The 17,316-nt window shown below is 48.9% G+C and carries 14 protein-coding genes; 4 read left to right on the top strand and 10 right to left on the bottom strand.

Translation table 11 applies throughout. From position 1 onward, the window contains the following. Positions 1 to 31: 31 nt before the first annotated feature. The 7 genes from HB664_RS02065 to HB664_RS02095 all read right to left on the bottom strand — a co-directional run bounded on the left by HB664_RS02065 (position 32) and on the right by HB664_RS02095 (position 8,975). Complete coding sequence (locus HB664_RS02065; protein ID WP_001097217.1) at positions 32 to 331, bottom strand: helix-turn-helix domain-containing protein; 300 nt, start codon at positions 329 to 331, stop codon at positions 32 to 34. A gap of 362 nt (positions 332 to 693) precedes the next feature. Further along, the gene (locus HB664_RS02070; RefSeq protein ID WP_032653901.1) at positions 694 to 1,620 is read right to left on the bottom strand and encodes a hypothetical protein; all 927 of its coding nucleotides are present in this window, start codon (positions 1,618 to 1,620) and stop codon (positions 694 to 696) included. A gap of 11 nt (positions 1,621 to 1,631) precedes the next feature. After that, positions 1,632 to 3,188, bottom strand: coding sequence for a TnsD family Tn7-like transposition protein (locus tag HB664_RS02075; protein ID WP_032653903.1), 1,557 nt, complete (start codon positions 3,186 to 3,188; stop codon positions 1,632 to 1,634). Between the two features lie 41 nt (positions 3,189 to 3,229). After that, entirely contained in the window at positions 3,230 to 4,678 is a 1,449-nt protein-coding gene (locus tag HB664_RS02080) for an ATP-binding protein (RefSeq protein WP_032653906.1), read from the bottom strand. Then, positions 4,678 to 6,801, bottom strand: a complete 2,124-nt coding sequence (locus tag HB664_RS02085; protein ID WP_032653909.1) for a transposase — start codon at positions 6,799 to 6,801, stop codon at positions 4,678 to 4,680. The genes HB664_RS02080 and HB664_RS02085 overlap by 1 nt, the downstream gene beginning before the upstream one ends. Next, entirely contained in the window at positions 6,788 to 7,630 is an 843-nt protein-coding gene (locus HB664_RS02090; RefSeq protein ID WP_071922810.1) for a TnsA endonuclease N-terminal domain-containing protein, read from the bottom strand. Before HB664_RS02090 ends, HB664_RS02085 begins: the two co-directional genes overlap by 14 nt. Before the next feature lie 142 nt (positions 7,631 to 7,772). Continuing rightward, positions 7,773 to 8,975 carry an NAD(P)/FAD-dependent oxidoreductase gene (locus HB664_RS02095; protein WP_210867504.1) on the bottom strand — a complete coding sequence of 401 codons (1,203 nt, stop codon included), beginning with the start codon at positions 8,973 to 8,975 and terminating at the stop codon, positions 7,773 to 7,775. Positions 8,976 to 9,203: 228 nt separating this feature from the next. On the opposite strand from HB664_RS02095, the gene pitA reads away from it, so the two are divergent. Continuing rightward, positions 9,204 to 10,703, top strand: coding sequence for an inorganic phosphate transporter PitA (pitA, locus tag HB664_RS02100; protein ID WP_023309552.1), 1,500 nt, complete (start codon positions 9,204 to 9,206; stop codon positions 10,701 to 10,703). 54 nt (positions 10,704 to 10,757) lie between these two features. Here the strand turns inward: pitA and uspB are convergent, their stop codons facing one another. Continuing rightward, positions 10,758 to 11,093: a universal stress protein UspB gene (gene uspB, locus HB664_RS02105; protein ID WP_003861224.1), complete on the bottom strand. Its 336-nt coding sequence runs from the start codon at positions 11,091 to 11,093 to the stop codon at positions 10,758 to 10,760. A gap of 282 nt (positions 11,094 to 11,375) precedes the next feature. Here uspB and uspA point away from each other — a divergent pair, with 282 nt between their 5' ends. Beyond that, positions 11,376 to 11,813: a universal stress protein UspA gene (gene uspA, locus HB664_RS02110; protein WP_003861223.1), complete on the top strand. Its 438-nt coding sequence runs from the start codon at positions 11,376 to 11,378 to the stop codon at positions 11,811 to 11,813. Between the two features lie 96 nt (positions 11,814 to 11,909). Here uspA and rsmJ read toward each other — a convergent pair whose 3' ends face one another. Both rsmJ and prlC read right to left on the bottom strand, forming a co-directional pair. Further along, on the bottom strand, positions 11,910 to 12,662 hold the full coding sequence (rsmJ, locus tag HB664_RS02115) for a 16S rRNA (guanine(1516)-N(2))-methyltransferase RsmJ (protein WP_029740252.1): 753 nt from the start codon (positions 12,660 to 12,662) through the stop codon (positions 11,910 to 11,912). Positions 12,663 to 12,669: 7 nt separating this feature from the next. Beyond that, complete coding sequence (gene prlC, locus HB664_RS02120) at positions 12,670 to 14,712, bottom strand: oligopeptidase A (RefSeq protein WP_064673676.1); 2,043 nt, start codon at positions 14,710 to 14,712, stop codon at positions 12,670 to 12,672. Between the two features lie 214 nt (positions 14,713 to 14,926). Here prlC and HB664_RS02125 point away from each other — a divergent pair, with 214 nt between their 5' ends. After that, a complete protein-coding gene (locus HB664_RS02125) occupies positions 14,927 to 15,769 on the top strand; it encodes a 23S rRNA (adenine(2030)-N(6))-methyltransferase RlmJ (RefSeq protein ID WP_032640380.1) in 843 nt (280 codons plus the stop codon). A 71-nt stretch (positions 15,770 to 15,840) separates the two neighbouring features. Beyond that, positions 15,841 to 17,193 (top strand): glutathione-disulfide reductase, encoded by a 1,353-nt coding sequence (gorA, locus tag HB664_RS02130; RefSeq protein WP_029740254.1) that lies wholly within the window; start codon positions 15,841 to 15,843, stop codon positions 17,191 to 17,193. Positions 17,194 to 17,316 lie beyond the last annotated feature (123 nt).

Genomic DNA, 17,316 nt, shown 5'->3' on the forward strand with positions numbered 1-17,316 from the left:
TGCAGATAATTAGACCGGGAAGCGTATGGCGTCACCATTTCTCCCGCCTGGCTGGAAGTGAAGAATCATTGTGCAAAGCTCCGTATTCGGGCTTTGCATCTGACAATGGTTCCCTGGATGAAAGTACGATCTCCACCCCAAGGACGCTGAACACCCTAAACAAACGCTCAAAACCCACACTTGCAGGGTTGGCCTCCAGTCGGGCATAAGTTTGCTGTGTTACACCCAAACGTTCAGAAACATCTCTTTGCGTCAGTCCATTGGCTTTGCGAAAGCCGATTAAAACAGGACGCAACTGATTCAAGGTCTTCAAAGCGTATTGAGTGTTCATAAGTGACCATCCGTATCGACGGGTTAACAAGCACAACGCATGGATTTACAGCATATAAGCTGTAATACTCATTAACAGACTATAGGCTGTAAAACGCTTCTTGCCAAGATGCGACATCTTTCAAAAACAAGGCCGTGTTGAGTAAGCAGTACTGGTATCTAGCCCCCCTACCCCCTTTGCTTGAGGGTGACCCAGTGACATTTATCGTGATCGTAGGTCTTTTAGACGTTGTTGCTAACCGGCATCATACTCAGGTGGTAACCCCCAGGGATACTCGGGAAGTGATAAATTATTACCGCCCCAGTCAAAATATATAACCCTATCTTATTAGCTTTCTTAGTAATTTATAAATGGAGTAAAAATTAGCGAAGAAACTTTACATTAAAAAGTGAGCAAAAATTTTTACCATTGAACTGGCAAAATTTACAATCTACGGCTCTTAGCCTGAGGAAATCCACATTAACAGAATAATCATCAAGTCCAACAGAGGCATAACTTACGTCCTCAAATAAATCTGTAATAAATGAGTTGAAATTACAAAAATTAACCTCACTCAATATCCTGAACACCGCAGAAATATAACTACCATGCATTATCCTGACTTCAATAACCTTTAATAAACTAGAATGCGATTTACATTTAAAGAGGTCAAAGAGAAAGTAAACTAGCTCACTTTTATTGTCAGAAATCCATTTTAAAATTTTATCCCTGGCACAGGGCAATAAATACACTGGAATTTTGAAAGGATTTGAAATGTCAACCACAAGGGAACAATAACCATGAGGATTAATTCCACTTATAATTAAGTCACTAAGTCCTTTCACTGCATCCAAATAGTTATCAAAACAAACCTCATATAAACAGGTACTATGAGCTGCACATCTAGATTCAAACAACCATCTATGACGAAGATAACCAATGCCTTTAGAGTATATATCTTCAATAATACATTTATGGCAGTAACGAATCTTTGAGATGTTTACCAATGGATATGAATTAGTTATGTGTAGATTATTTCGACAGGCATCTTCAACAGCGTTGAAATACCCGTAAACACCAGAAGATAACGACACTATATTGGAAGTTAGTATATAACCATTTCTTGTAGCAAGAATGTCATATATATCCTGCAAACTATGCAATTTGTACATATCAATCAGTTCGAGCCGAGGAAAGGCATCGTACCTTAGTTCACCATGCTTAGATATTATGTTTCTGCAATTGGATAAGTTATACATTATCTGTGAACGCAGAAGAAAACTGTGCCACAATTCATTTTCGTAAACCATATTACTCCCTCTTATTTAATTAGATTATTTTTCCTGAGAAGTGTCATTGTCATTGGTAGTTTATCTCTGTATTTCAAAAGCCAGTTATGCCCCCCCAGTAAAGCATCCAGGCTTGTAAGTGACATCGGGTATTGCCCCTGAGATAAAACATCATTTATTAATGATGATGAGATTATATCTCTCTCGCTCCAGTCTACTCTTTTATTTCTATAGCATCGTACTGCTTTAGGAAGACAGGAATTAAGCCAGTCATTTTCATGTTTATTTAGCCAATAGAAACTAGCATAACAACTTTCCTTGACTAACTTTCGCGTTATAGAACCGGATTGATTATGTATAAATCTTAATATCTTCTGCTTATGGCGCCGTCTTAAAGAATCTTTTTTACATTTTTTACGCCATGAGCATAAACCGTAACAAGATGAAATTACAGAGGATACAGTTCCTTGCGATAATGAGTTTTTCTCAGCTATGGATGCCAGACTAAACCCCCTTAAAGCCATAGATTTGATAAGCAATTCAGTGAATATATTAATTTTTGTGTTTCGCTTAAACGCCCTCAGGTATTTTTTATAAATAAGTGTTTTAATGTAACATCTGCTGCGATTAAATTCCCTCCCAAGGTTGCTAACGCTAGTATTATTTCCAGCCATATGAAAGCTGTATTCCTTATGACTTTTAAAGATTTCATTCTTTTTATTAGGACGACTTCCTGCATACGTTGGCCAGCAAGTATTTAACAAACAATAACAAAGCAAAAGGTGCTTTGTGGGATGCTGACAACATTTATCTTTGAGTATAGGCTCCCAGTAGTGATAATCAGTAAGGGATGTCGGTAGAAGCTCCGATGAACCCTCTCCAAATAACTGGCACTTAGCATAAACATGTGCGTAGAATAAATTTTTCTTTAGATGCCCATCCAGTGATAATAAATTCAAATTTTTAAGCACATCCATGTAATTGGGATGAGCAATATCTTTTCTTCTGATTATATTAATGGACTCATAACAAAATTTAGCAAAATCGAAGTCTGTCTCATTGCTAAGTTGTTCTGTATACGAAACAGGAGGCATAAGTCCAATGCGTATGTGCGGTGCAGAAGGGACATTGATGCTTTCAAGCGCTACTGGGTGCCGATGGCAGGTTGTAACCCCATGAAGTTGATGCGCCAGATGCCAATAAGTTACACCATAATGAAAAGTATCTTCACGAGCGCAAACCGGGCAAAACTTCAATAGTGTCCGCTGTCCCAGTGAAAAATTACTAAGGCGGCACAATCTATTAAGCCTGGCAGGGGTCGTGTTGAAATCTATAATTTCATTACGACTGATTGGTAGTGCCCAGGCAAACAGAGGGAGTAAAGTCTGTTCATGCCAGAGCTGATCTGCACTTTCGGATGTATGAAGAGAAATAGCCTTTAATCCTGAATTGAGAATTGGATGGACGCTAATATCAGGTTTGTGGAAAATGATCGTTAACAGAGAAGATGGGGACATACCGTTCACGGTAGCTGTCCGACAAAACCGGCTGAACAAGGATTCATCAGGTAAAACAGGTAACATTATCATTTACCCCACCTCTCTTTGACCGTTACGAACTGTTGACCTCATTACAATTTATTAAGTGGATCTGTATTTATAAGCCCGCAACGCTGAAGAGCATCGTAGGAATTTTTCTTTTCAGCTGTTCTGGTGATAACAAGATCATGGTCAAGAGACAGTATTTTCTCGTCGAAATTGCGCATAACCTCGTCTATTTTTCTTACGAATTCCTTGTGCTGTGGCCTGTCTATATCCCCAGGGATCAAAGCTTTTAAGGTCTTATCTGTCATGAACTTAGCCGAAGCATCACCTTCATTAGATGCAGAGAGCCATTTAGCTTCTTCGTCTTCAGTCGCTGCCCCCGGGAGTAAAGTATCCTTATATTCCTCCGTATGACTTACGAGTACCGGTACAGAGGCCGACAAGACTGCACCAGTTATGATTTCATTACCGCTACCGATAACCTTTAATTGTGCCCCCCGATAAATCATCTGAGCCAATCCAATGTTGCCCTTAGATAAAATGAATAATTTTTCGTTTAACTCATCATTTAATGGAGTTTCAACATTTGTCCATTGTAATGGCCATAAATAATGAATAAACGATTGCCAGTCTTGTGAGTCGTATCTGACGTTTGTAATTTTCATATAACCACCAGACTCTGCCCGTCTGGCAATTCTCATTCTCTTTGTCAGAGTCTCGTCGAAAGGATGATTTCCACAAAAAACCATAGATACCCCCATCGAATCTACAATTTCATGTAAAAAATCAATCAACTTACTCTCACCCCCGGTTCTTGAAAATTTAAGCCTCTGCATTTCATCAATAACAAGAATACCCAAAAATGATGATTTTATTCTTTGCGCAATCTGGCGAGCCAGAGCACCATTTCTAATCTCTGGTGTAGTTCGTTCCATCCCAATTGCATCATCTAATTTTTGTAAAATCTCTTCACAAAGATCTCTCACACTTGAATTGTATGGACAATTAATCTTTACCCATACGATTTGCTTACTGAAGCCGGGAAAAACTCCTTTATAGCTGCTGTGTTCTATAATCTGAGGGAAATGATCCATGACTTGCTCGATCATGGTAGTTTTTCCAGAACCACTCATTCCAACTATCGTAATAGTTTCAGCCTGGGATTTAAAATATCCACTTTCGGGTTCAATATCAGGACGCTCAGTTCCATAGTAATGAAGATATTGAATTGTTCCGCTTTTTAAAGGATTACGGGCTGCATAGCTTTCCCTAAGTGCCCGTAAAATCATTTTATAAGCCTGGATAAGATTGGTTTGTGGGCAACGGAATTTCTTTATACGTTCGACATACTGCTCTCTAACATTCGCCGGGGCGGTCCAGCGGATTTTTTCGTCAATTTCGGGGAAATAACTCATTTCCAGAAGTACTTCATCTTCCGTAAGCGCTTCAGGAAGTGCTTCAATTAAGGGATTGCCACGATACTCAGGTAACTCCTGTTCTTTATATATCGCTGAAACGCTCCGTATAAGGTTCATTATTCTGCGTCCTCAGTCTTCTTCTTACCTTTTAACCATCTTTGTTTCTCCTCCCGGCCAGGCAAAAGCAGAACATTACTGGATGAAGGAAGTAGGGGTTCAGGTCTTCCATTAGCAACATCAGTTCGCCCTAATGAATCAAGTTCATTTTTCCTGTTCTTTTTAATATCTTTACCATGTATCCGGCGAGATTCGTATATTTCATTTAATCTTTCATTACCTTTTCTGTTAAATTCATCTTTATTATTGATATTGCTGAGTGAATCCAGAGTAAATAAATTAATTTCTTTTTGAGTATCTACCCAATCAGCCATTACATCTGTATCAAGATGAGCTTTCCCTTTAAATATATCTCTTTTCTTAAGTAGATAATGTTTTTTGAAAATGCTATTTTTGTCAAATCTTACATATATAAAATCTACACAATTGTCATCTATTCTTGCTTCACAAGTGGTTCTTCCAAATACTCTGGCACCTGATGCAATGTCTGGATCACATTCATAAAAAAGATTATTGTACTGAATCCCACCGGCGGTAATGTTAGCGTTCACAGGGATCAATAATCGTGCGATCACTTCGTCGGCCCCAACGGCTCTTGCGCTGAATCTCCCGTGCTTTAAGCTTATCATCCAACTATTTTTTGGTGATATTACGAGATCATTTTCAATCAGTAAGGGATTGATATAAGCCAGTTCTTCATATGTTCTCTGATTATGTGCAAGTATCTCCCGAATCAGTAAAGAAGTGACCTCCTGAATCGTTAAACAAGCCCTGGATTGCGGTGTTGGCTCTCCTTTAACAATCTTTCCCCTTCGTGTTGTTCCAATAAGCCTATGAATAACTTCATCATTTAGAATACCGAAACAGCGTTCAACAATGCTTTTTCTGTCGCCTCTACCGACTGGCGCAAACTCAAGTTTTGTCAGGGGGGTCATCTTTTCCTGAGGTTTAAGACCAATCATCTCCCCGTTGTCACACATCAATGTTAATGGAATATGAGAACAAGGCCAATCATCATCAGTAATAGAGATTCCAAATAATCTACAATATTCTTTTTTTGGCATAAAGCAATTTGCTAACGCTTGTCGGGCGGCTCGCCATGAAGCATGGTATAAAGAAACATGAAGGCCAACAATCATTCTTGTTGCGCGATCCACCACTGTATAGATAGTAGGACGCCCAATGACTTTTCGTCTGTTTAAACTGGAAATAAGATGTACATCAGCGACAGTTGAGTCTATTTCGAAAACATCACCCGGTAAAACAGTTGTATTAGCCACACTACCTAAAAGCGCCCGCATTTTGAGGTCTATTTCTTTTTTCGTGTTCTTCTTATTTATAGAGAAATCTTTAGTGAAGAGTTTTTTATTCCAGTAGGAAAATTGTTTTAAAGAAGGAACATATGGAGCTCTATTTTCTAGGTTTGCTGTTTTAATTTCATCCCTAAAATACAAATCAATATGTCTCTCTAATGTTTTCTTTATCGTATCTCCGTTAACTTTATAATGATACGTAATGAGGGATTTTCTAATATTATTTATATCTCTTTCATTAAGAATGAAAACACGTGAACGTTCATTAGGTAATGCCCTGTTTTTCTTGGAATTCCCAAGTTTAATTTCATGTTTGATTCTACTTTTCCCAGCGGCACCACAGTTCGAGAATGCGGGTAGCAATGCATAAATATCCTGTCCATGTCGCCAGTACAACGCCAGAAGCGTTCTGATAGTATATTGTGATATTTTTTTATTCCGGGAGTAATCCATTAAAAGGTGAGACTTTTTATGTAATGCATAGTCGAACAGAAACATTCTGTCATCTACAAGATCTTTAATGATATTGTAATTTTCATCTCGCCTTACCCTGTCTTCATCTGTTATTTCTTTCTCATCTACTAACATATATGAAGGGTAGATATAATCTTTACAAGTTATGCTATTTGATTCAATATAATATTTAAACAGTGAAAATGAGAAAGGAATTGGCTTACCAGTTCTTTCTGATTTTATTTTAAATAAAATTAACAAATCGACCTTTCTGTCAAAATCCAAAACACGATAAAGCCCCTCTGCAAGCAAATCAGTGCCTTGAGAGAGCCAGACTGAATTTCTAATAATATCCATTTGCGTTCAGTCCTATATAGTGGCCATTGGAAATTATCTTTATCAGTCCGGTTTCGAGTATTGGATATGATAAATCAACATTTATCATCTTTAATCCAATCATTGCCTGCAATAACATCATCGCTTCTTGTGCATCTACCCCAATGATTGATGAAATCATTGCGCGTAGTCCCACTATGGGATAAACATCTGGTTTAAGCTTCCATAGGATTTTACCAAGAGGATATTTATCATAAAATTCAGAGCCATCTCTTAATACAGAAGTAGCCCAACAAATATTTTTACCGACGACGTTATTGAGTTCCGAGCCAACATAAATTTGAAACTCAACATCAATCAACTGCCAAAACATTCTCTCTATTTCAAGCTTTTGGGCTTCGCGTTTAGGTATGCACTCGTTTTGTTTTACTGCTATAGCTTTGTATCGAAGTCCGCCTTCAGGAGTTCTCAAGGTCAGCAAGAAATCAGTTGTCATAACATTCAGGACATCGGCTGGTACACCTCTGACTCCCCTAACAAGCGGATGCTGCACATGTAAGTGATTGGCTATCTGTTGGGTCAGCAGTAGGGGTATGAGTGGGAATTGTTCGCGGATATCGATCACCGAGTCATTAAACTCAGCCAGGTAGAAAAAGTTACTTTCGACAGAAGAAAAGAAATGGTGGTTCCGAAACGTCTTGAGGCCAAAGACTATCGAACGGTTTCCATGGGATCTAACGTCCTGGGCTCTAAGCCAGGGTTGATAACTTTGTCCGTAGCCCAACCCTATGCCGTCACCTAGCGCATTTTCATAATCCAGATAGGATTTTAGACGCCTGCCCCTAGCCATGATCGTACCCACAAAACGTCATTGATACGTACCTATATGTGCATTTTATAGTCTCCAACCCTATAACCACACATAGAGTAAGTATACAACATTAGCGTCGTTTTTTGAGAATGGTTACAACTTTAGTGCTTTGTGTACAACTTTATTGTCTTCGGACATCTGCCAGCGCCTGAGCGCACGCCCAGGCACTTGCCCATGCCCACTGGAAGTTGTACCCGCCGAGCCAGCCGGTCACATCCATCACTTCGCCAATAAAATAGAGCCCCGGCACGTTGCGCGCTTCCATGGTGCGGGACGAGAGCTCATTCGTGTCAACGCCACCCAGCGTCACTTCCGCCGTGCGGTAGCCTTCGGTGCCGTTTGGCTGAACGCGCCAGTTTGTCAGGGTCTCGACCAGCGTTTCCTGCTCGCGGCTGTTAAGCTGCTTGAGCGACACGTCCGGGATCTGCCCCAGCGCCTGCAAACATTCCACCAGACGTTTTGGCAGCTGCATTGCCAGGGTGTTTTTCAGGCTTTGATTCGGGTGCGCGGTACGCTGCTCGTTAAGGAACGCGTCGAGATCGCAATCGGGAAGCAGGTTAACCGTGACAAACTCCCCCGGCTGCCAGTAGCTGGAGATTTGCAGTACCGCCGGGCCGGAGAGGCCGCGATGGGTAAAGAGCAGATTTTCGCGGAACACCGTCCCGTCTTCGGCGGTAATGACGGAGGGAACGGACACGCCAGACAGCGTCTGAAGCTGTTCAAGAAGCGGTTTATGCAGCGTAAATGGCACCAGCCCGGCGCGCGTAGGCAAGACTTTCAGGCCAAACTGTTCGGCAATCTTATAGCCGAACGGGGAGGCGCCCAGCCCCGGCATAGACAGGCCGCCGCTGGCGATCACCAGGCTGTCAGCGCTGACGGTTTCACCATTCAACTGCAGCGTATAGCCCTGGTCGTCGCGGGCGACCTCCAGCACTTCCGTGCGCAGGCGCATGACGACGCCGCCCTTCTCGCACTCGGCCACCAGCATATCGACAATCTGCTGCGCGGAGTCGTCGCAGAACAGCTGCCCCAGCGTCTTTTCATGCCACGCGATGCCGTGCTTACCCACCAGGTCGATAAAATCCCATTGGGTGTAGCGCGCCAGCGCAGATTTACAAAAATGACGGTTTTGGCTCAAATAGGCCGCGGGTTCAACATACAGATTAGTAAAGTTGCAGCGCCCACCGCCGGACATCAGGATCTTACGGCCGGGCTTTTTACCGTTATCCAGCAGCAGCACGCGACGACCCGCCTGTCCGGCCATTGCCGCACAAAACATACCCGCCGCACCGGCGCCAATTACCACGGCATCAAACCTTTCCACGTCAAAACCCTCTTTGTTAACTGCCGCGGATTGTAAAGTTTCCTCTGTGGTCACACCAGCGTAAAAAGATATTACAAAGCCATTCCATTGAAATTTAAAGAATATCCTTTCTGGCGCTTTTCTCAAATCAGGTGGCATGTCAAAAAAAGTCTATATTTCACTTTGCCCGCCGCGCATTTGTCCTGGATAATGCGCCGCGTTCATGTCCTCAAAATGGCGTAACGTCCTATGCTACATTTGTTTGCCGGCCTGGATTTACATACCGGGCTTTTATTATTGCTTGCTCTGGTTTTTGTACTGTTTTACGAAGCGATCAACGGCTTCCACGACACTGCAAACGCAGTAGCGACGGTTATCTACACTCGCGCAATGCGATCGCAGCTTGCGGTTGTTATGGCGGCGGTATTTAACTTTTTTGGTGTTCTCCTGGGCGGGCTGAGCGTTGCGTATGCCATTGTGCATATGCTGCCAACGGATCTGCTGCTTAACGTTAGTTCTGGCCATGGCCTCGCTATGGTGTTCTCAATGCTGCTTGCTGCAATTATCTGGAACCTCGGTACCTGGTATTTTGGCCTGCCTGCATCCAGTTCTCACACCCTCATCGGCGCGATTATCGGTATCGGGTTAACCAACGCCCTGATGACCGGGACATCGGTTGTTGATGCGCTGAACCTGCCTAAAGTATTGGGCATTTTCGGCTCCCTGATCATCTCCCCTATCGTGGGTCTGGTAGTCGCGGGGGGATTGATTTTCATCCTGCGTCGTTACTGGAGTAACACGAAAAAACGTGCGCGTATCCACCTGACGCCAGCAGAGCGTGAGAAGAAAGACGGCAAGAAAAAGCCGCCGTTCTGGACGCGTATCGCCCTGATCATTTCTGCTATCGGCGTGGCCTTCTCTCACGGCGCGAACGACGGGCAGAAAGGCATTGGTCTGGTGATGCTGGTTCTGATCGGCGTCGCACCGGCAGGCTTCGTGGTGAACATGAACGCCTCGGGTTACGAAATCACCCGTACCCGCGATGCGGTCAACAACGTTGAAACCTATTTCCAGCAGCATCCTGACCTGCTGAAAAAAGCGACCGGCGTTGATCAATTGATCCCTTCTCCGGAAGCCGGTGCAACCACCGCGCCTGGCGAGTTCCACTGCCATCCGGCAAACGCGATTAACGCGCTGGAACGTGCGAAAGGCATGCTGGGCGATATCGAAAGCTACGACAAACTGGCTGTAGAACAGCGTGGTCAGCTTCGTCGTATCATGCTCTGTATCTCTGATGTGACCGATAAAGTCGCGAAGCTGCCAGAGGTGAATGGTGACGACAAACGTCTGCTGAAGAAACTGAAAAGCGATATGCTCAACACCATTGAGTACGCGCCAATCTGGATCATCATGGCCGTCGCGCTGGCGCTTGGTATCGGTACGATGATTGGCTGGCGTCGTGTGGCGACCACCATCGGCGAGAAGATCGGTAAGAAAGGCATGACCTATGCGCAGGGTATGTCCGCGCAGATGACGGCGGCAGTGTCTATCGGTCTGGCGAGCTACACCGGTATGCCGGTATCCACCACCCACGTACTCTCTTCGTCCGTGGCAGGTACCATGATTGTTGACGGTGGCGGTCTGCAGCGCAAAACCGTGACCAACATTCTGATGGCCTGGGTGTTCACCCTTCCGGCGTCCATCCTGCTGTCTGGCGGTTTGTACTGGATTTCGCTGAAGCTGATTTAATCGGCTGAAGGCGACAAAAAAGCGGGTCAGGAAACTGACCCGCTTTTTTTATGCTCAGTGCCAAATCATCAATGCAATCATACTGACTACGACCAGCCCGCACAGGGCGCTGGTCAAAATGAACTGACGACGCAGGCGCTCGCAGCGACGAATAAACTCTTCATCGTGATGATCGCGGTAGCGCTGGTAGTAGATGTACCCCACCAGACGCATCTGCTTGCTGGGCTGTCCATGCGAGGTGAAGAACCCTCCACCGTCCACATACTGATAAAGCAACGGATCGCAACCACGAAGTACCACTAACAGCGCACGTAACGATGAGAAGTAGCGCGCCATATTCACTATGCAAACCACGCATAACGCCCAAAACAATGCGACGGTGCTAATCATACATCCTCCCCGGCGTCCGCCCACGAAGCAAGGCTCCTGAGCTACCGCACCCCAATGCCCTGACAGACAGTTCAGTGAAAGAATGACCAAAATCGATCCGGTTCGCGTTTTAATATCCGAACGGCTCATTTAACAGTGTAGGAGATCCGTTAATTTTTTTGCCACAAGGTTAATCGTTATCAACACCAAAGCTTGAAAAATATGTTTAACTGGGCCGTAATGAAAGTATCAGACGACGGCATTCTCACTTAGTCATCGATAACTTAAGGAAGGAGTAACACTATGGCTTACAAACACATTCTCATCGCGGTTGACCTCTCTCCGGAGAGCAAAGTGCTGGTTGATAAAGCGGTATCCATGGCACGTCCCTACAACGCGAAAGTTTCGCTGATTCACGTTGACGTGAATTACTCCGACCTCTACACCGGTCTGATCGACGTGAATCTTGGCGATATGCAGAAACGCATCTCCGAAGAGACTCACCATGCCCTGAGCGAACTCTCCACCAACGCGGGCTATCCGATTACCGAAACCCTGAGCGGCAGCGGCGACCTGGGCCAGGTGCTGGTTGATGCGATTAAGAAATACGATATGGACCTGGTGGTTTGCGGTCATCATCAGGACTTCTGGAGCAAACTGATGTCTTCAGCGCGCCAGCTGATTAACACCGTTCACGTGGATATGCTGATTGTTCCACTGCGTGACGAAGAAGACGAGTAAGTGCGTTAAACTCCCCTCACCCTAACCCTCTCCCAAAGGGAGAGGGAATAGATCGAGGACACAGGCCGGGTAAGGCGAAGCCGCCACCCGGCTTTTTTATTCCGGCGTACCCGGATAAATATCAAACCGGTGCCCTTTGGTGGTCACCGCGTTAGTGGTCGCAACGTCCGCCAGCGGCGGCGCATAGTCCGGGCGCTTTACCACCACCCGCTTCGTGGCAAGCTGACGAGCCGGCTCCAGCAGGCCATCGGCATCCAAATCCGGTCCCACCAGCGACTGAAACACCCGCATCTCTTTCTTCACCAGCGCGCTTTTCTGCTTATGCGGGAACATAGGGTCGAGATAGACCACCTGCGGGCGCGGGGTGATGTCCGTTAATGCCGTCAGGCTGGAAGCGTGGATCAGCTGTAGTCGTTCCTGCAGCCACGGGCCGACTTCCGGGTCCGCATAGCCCCGCGCTAGTCCATCATCGAGCAGCGCAGCGACGACCGGATTACGCTCCAGCATCCGCACGCGACAGCCGACTGACGCCAGCACAAACGCATCGCGCCCCAGCCCCGCCGTGGCATCGACCACATCCGGGAGGTAGCTCCCTTTGATGCCGACCGCTTTGGCCACCGCTTCGCCGCGACCGCCGCCAAACTTGCGCCGGTGCGCCATCGCGCCGCCGACAAAGTCGACGAAAATCCCGCCGAGCTTCGGTTCGTCGCGCTTGCGTAATTCGAGATGTTCCGGCGTCATCACCAGCGCCATCAGGTTTTCTTCATCGTGCTCCAGCCCCCAGCGGGCCGCCAGAACAGATAAGGCGCCGTCTCCGGCGCCTGTTTCATCTACTAAGCAGATCTTCACGTAACAATCAGCCTTTGATCCCGTAATGCTCAAGCATCGCGTCCAGCTGCGGCTCGCGGCCGCGGAAGCGTTTGAACAGCACCATTGGCTCTTCAGACCCGCCGCGGGTCAGGATGTTATCGAGGAACGACTGGCCGGTTTCGCGGTTGAAGATCCCCTCTTCTTCGAAGCGGGAGAAGGCATCTGCCGCCAGCACGTCGGCCCACAGGTAGCTGTAGTAGCCCGCCGCGTAGCCGCCGGCGAAGATATGGCTGAAGGCATGCGGGAAGCGGCCCCAGGTTGGCCCTGGAATAACGGCAACCTGCTTTTTAATCTCGGCCAGGGTCTCAAGGATTTTAGCGCCCTGCTCCGGGCTAAACTCGGCGTGCAGGCGGAAATCGAACAGGCCGAACTCCAGCTGGCGCAGAATGAACATCGCCGCCTGGTAGTTTTTCGCCGCCAGCATTTTATCCAGCAGCTCTTTCGGCAGCGGTTCGCCGGTCTCGTAGTGGCCGGAGATAAACGCCAGCGCGTCCGGCTCCCAGCACCAGTTTTCCATAAACTGGCTTGGCAGCTCGACCGCATCCCACGGCACGCCGCTGATACCGGCTACGCCTGCGGTTTCGATACGGGTCAGCATGTGGTGCAGACCATGACCGAACTCGTGGAAAAGGGTGATCACTTCGTCGTGGGTGAACAGCGCCGGTTTGCCGCTTACCGGACGGTTGAAGTTACAGGTCAGGTAGGCGACCGGTTTTTGCAGGGAACCGTCGGCTTTACGCATCTGGCCTACGCAGTCGTCCATCCACGCCCCGCCGCGCTTGTTCTCACGCGCGTAGAGATCGAGGTAGAAGCTGCCGCGCAGCTCGTTTTTCTCGTCATACAGCTCGAAGAAGCGCACGTCCGGGTGCCAGACGTCGATATCGGTACGCTCTTTGGCGGTGATGCCATAGATGCGCTTTACCACTTCGAACAGGCCGTTAACGGCTTTGTTTTCCGGGAAGTACGGGCGCAGCTGCTCGTCGCTGATGCTGTAGAGGTGCTGCTTCTGTTTTTCGCTGTAGTACGCGATATCCCACGGCTGCAGCTCGTCCACGCCGAACTCCGCTTTCGCGAAGGCGCGCAGCTGGGCCAGCTCTTTCTCACCCTGCGGACGGGCGCGTTTCGCCAGATCGGTCAGGAAGTCGAGCACCTGCTGCGGGTTCTCCGCCATTTTGGTGGCGAGGGATTTATCGGCGTAGTTTTCGAAGCCCAGCAGCTGCGCCAGCTCGTGACGCAGGGCGAGGATTTCCGCCATTACCGGGCTGTTGTCCCACTTACCGGCATTCGGCCCCTGATCGGAGGCGCGGGTGCTGTACGCGCGGTACATCTCTTCGCGCAGGGCCTGGTTGTCGCAGTAGGTCATCACCGGCAGATAGCTCGGGATATCAAGCGTCAACAGGAAGCCTTCCTGCTCTTTCGCTTCAGCCTGGGCTTTTGCCGCCGCCAGCGCGCTTTCCGGCATACCGGCCAGCTCCGCTTCGTCGGTAATCAGCTTCGTCCAGCCCATGGTGGCGTCGAGCACGTTGTTGCTGTACTGGTTGCCCAGCTCGGACAGACGCGCGGCAATTTCGCCGTAGCGGGTCTGCTTCTCTTTTGGCAGGCCAATCCCGGACAGCTCAAAATCACGCAGGGCGTTATCGACCGATTTTTTCTGCGCCGTGTTCAGTTCGGCATAGTGGTCGCCGTCGCGCAGGTCGCGGTAGGCTTTGTACAGCCCTTCGTGCTGCCCGACCCAGGTGCTGTACTCAGAGAGCAGCGGCAGGGTCTGCTCGTAGGCTTCGCGCAGTTCCGGGCTGTTTTTTACCGAGTTCAGGTGGCTCACCGGGGAGAAGATACGCCCCAGCACGTCGTCCACTTCGGCCAGCGGCTGACACAGATTTTCCCAGGTGTACGGCGCGCCCTGCGCTACCACGCTTTCTACCGCCGCGCGGCAGTTGTCCAGCGATTGCGTAACGGCTGGAACAACATGCTCAGGGAGGATTTTAGAAAACGGCGGCAACGAAAAAGGCGTCAGTAATGGATTGGTCATAAACGCTGTCCTGTTGAAATAGGTGAATGAAGCGCGCATCCGGCGCTGTGCATATGAGATCTAGAATGGGGTTAAGTGTAGAGGATTTCAATGCCGGACGTTGCGCTTTCGCGGCGGTGGAAACTTTTCTGTATACTGTGGCGATACGCTCTATTTTTGCCCGATGGCGTTACGCTTATCGGGCCTACGTTTATTACCTGGAACACATTCATCCATGCTCAGTTATCGCCACAGCTTCCACGCAGGCAACCACGCCGACGTCCTTAAACACACCGTTCAGAGCCTGATCATCGAATCGCTCAAAGAGAAAGAGAAGCCGTTTCTCTATCTGGACACGCACGCGGGCGCGGGCCGTTATCAGCTGAGCGGCGAGCATGCCGAGCGTACCGGTGAATATCTGGAAGGGATTGCCCGCATCTGGCAGCAGGACGACCTGCCTGCCGAGCTGGAGCCTTACATCGGTGTGGTGAATCACTTCAACCGCAACGGCCAGCTGCGCTACTACCCTGGCTCACCGCTGATTGCACGCCAGCTGCTGCGCGAGCAGGACAGCCTCCAGTTGACCGAACTGCATCCGAGCGACTTCCCGCTGCTGCGTTCCGAATTCCAGAAAGACAGCCGCGCCCGCGTGGAAAAAGCCGACGGTTACCAGCAGCTGAAGGCCAAACTGCCGCCGGTTTCCCGTCGTGGCCTGGTGCTGATCGACCCGCCGTACGAAATCAAAACCGACTATCAGGCGGTGGTAACCGGCATCCACGAAGGTTACAAACGCTTCGCTACCGGCACCTATGCCCTGTGGTACCCGGTGGTGCTGCGCGCGCAAATCAAACGCATGATCAAAGACCTGGAAGCGACCGGCATCCGCAAGATCCTGCAGATCGAGCTGGCGGTACGCCCTGACAGCGATCAGCGCGGCATGACCGCCTCCGGCATGATTGTGATCAACCCGCCGTGGAAGCTCGAAGCGCAGATGAACAACGTGCTGCCGTGGCTGCATAAAACGCTGGTGCCCGCCGGTACAGGCCACGCCACCGTCAGTTGGATCGTGCCGGAGTAATCGCAGTCATCGGTGGAAACTATTGATTTCAGGTATACAATCGCGGCAATTCACGATTAAGGACAAAAGCAATGACTAAGCATTATGACTACATCGCAATCGGCGGCGGCAGCGGCGGCATCGCCTCCATCAACCGTGCGGCCATGTACGGCCAGAAGTGCGCGCTGATTGAAGCCAAAGCGCTGGGCGGCACCTGCGTGAACGTGGGTTGTGTACCGAAGAAAGTGATGTGGCATGCGGCGCAGATCCGTGAAGCTATCCATATGTATGGCCCGGACTACGGCTTTGACACCACCATCAACCGCTTCGACTGGGACAAACTGATCGCCAGCCGTACCGCCTACATCGACCGTATTCACACCTCGTACGACAACGTGCTGGGTAAAAATAACGTCGATGTTATCCACGGTTTCGCCCGCTTTGTGGACGCGAAAACGATCGAAGTGAACGGCGAGACGATCACCGCCGATCGCATCCTGATCGCCACCGGCGGTCGTCCGAGCCACCCGAACATCCCGGGCGTGGAATACGGCATCGACTCCGACGGTTTCTTCGAGCTGCCTGCCCTGCCAAAACGCGTTGCCGTTGTTGGCGCGGGCTATATCGCGGTGGAACTGGCTGGCGTGATTAACGGCCTGGGCGCGGAAGCGCACCTGTTCGTACGTAAACACGCGCCGCTGCGCAGCTTTGACCCGCTGATTGTCGATACGCTGGTTGAAGTGATGAACACCGAAGGCCCGACCCTGCACACCAACGCCGTGCCAAAAGCGGTGGTGAAAAACGCGGATGGTAGCCTGACGCTTGAGCTGGAAGATGGCCGCAGCCAGACCGTCGATTGCCTGATCTGGGCGATTGGCCGTGAACCTGCGAACGATAACTTCAACCTGGGCGTGACGGGCGTGAAAACCGACGAAAAAGGCTATATCGTCGTCGATAAATTCCAGAACACCAGCGTACCGGGCATTTATGCGGTCGGCGATAACACCGGCGCGGTTGAGCTGACGCCGGTCGCCGTTGCGGCGGGCCGTCGTCTCTCCGAGCGCCTGTTCAACAACAAGCCGGACGAGCATCTGGACTACAGCAACATCCCAACCGTGGTCTTCAGCCACCCGCCAATCGGCACCGTCGGCTTAACCGAGCCGCAGGCGCGCGAGCAGTACGGCGACGACCAGGTGAAAGTGTATAAATCGGCATTTACCGCGATGTACACCGCCGTCACCTCTCACCGTCAGCCGTGCCGCATGAAGCTGGTCTGCGTAGGTCCGGAAGAGAAGATTGTCGGTATCCACGGCATCGGTTTCGGCATGGACGAGATCCTGCAGGGCTTCGCCGTGGCGCTGAAGATGGGCGCAACCAAGAAAGACTTCGACAACACGGTGGCCATCCACCCGACGGCCGCGGAAGAGTTTGTGACCATGCGTTAATCCTGATGCCCCTCTCCGGAGGGGCATTTTTTTTAACATTCATAAATCGTTGCAAAACGAATGCTCCGAAAATAGTGATCTACCGCACATATCCCTCCCCATCTACCGAAGCGAATGTCTACG

It is taken from the genome of Enterobacter sp. DNB-S2 (assembly GCF_019443845.1).
Lineage (GTDB): Bacteria > Pseudomonadota > Gammaproteobacteria > Enterobacterales > Enterobacteriaceae > Enterobacter > Enterobacter asburiae_B.

Coding starts and splice junctions, on each gene's coding strand:
- HB664_RS02125 (WP_032640380.1), top strand. CDS start 14,927: ATGCTCAGTTATCGCCACAGCTTCCACGCAGGCAACCACGCCGACGTC.
- uspB (WP_003861224.1), bottom strand. CDS start 11,093: ATGATTAGCACCGTCGCATTGTTTTGGGCGTTATGCGTGGTTTGCATA.
- HB664_RS02090 (WP_071922810.1), bottom strand. CDS start 7,630: ATGGCTAGGGGCAGGCGTCTAAAATCCTATCTGGATTATGAAAATGCG.
- HB664_RS02085 (WP_032653909.1), bottom strand. CDS start 6,801: ATGGATATTATTAGAAATTCAGTCTGGCTCTCTCAAGGCACTGATTTG.
- uspA (WP_003861223.1), top strand. CDS start 11,376: ATGGCTTACAAACACATTCTCATCGCGGTTGACCTCTCTCCGGAGAGC.
- HB664_RS02080 (WP_032653906.1), bottom strand. CDS start 4,678: ATGAACCTTATACGGAGCGTTTCAGCGATATATAAAGAACAGGAGTTA.
- gorA (WP_029740254.1), top strand. CDS start 15,841: ATGACTAAGCATTATGACTACATCGCAATCGGCGGCGGCAGCGGCGGC.
- prlC (WP_064673676.1), bottom strand. CDS start 14,712: ATGACCAATCCATTACTGACGCCTTTTTCGTTGCCGCCGTTTTCTAAA.
- HB664_RS02065 (WP_001097217.1), bottom strand. CDS start 331: ATGAACACTCAATACGCTTTGAAGACCTTGAATCAGTTGCGTCCTGTT.
- HB664_RS02075 (WP_032653903.1), bottom strand. CDS start 3,188: ATGATAATGTTACCTGTTTTACCTGATGAATCCTTGTTCAGCCGGTTT.
- HB664_RS02070 (WP_032653901.1), bottom strand. CDS start 1,620: ATGGTTTACGAAAATGAATTGTGGCACAGTTTTCTTCTGCGTTCACAG.
- pitA (WP_023309552.1), top strand. CDS start 9,204: ATGCTACATTTGTTTGCCGGCCTGGATTTACATACCGGGCTTTTATTA.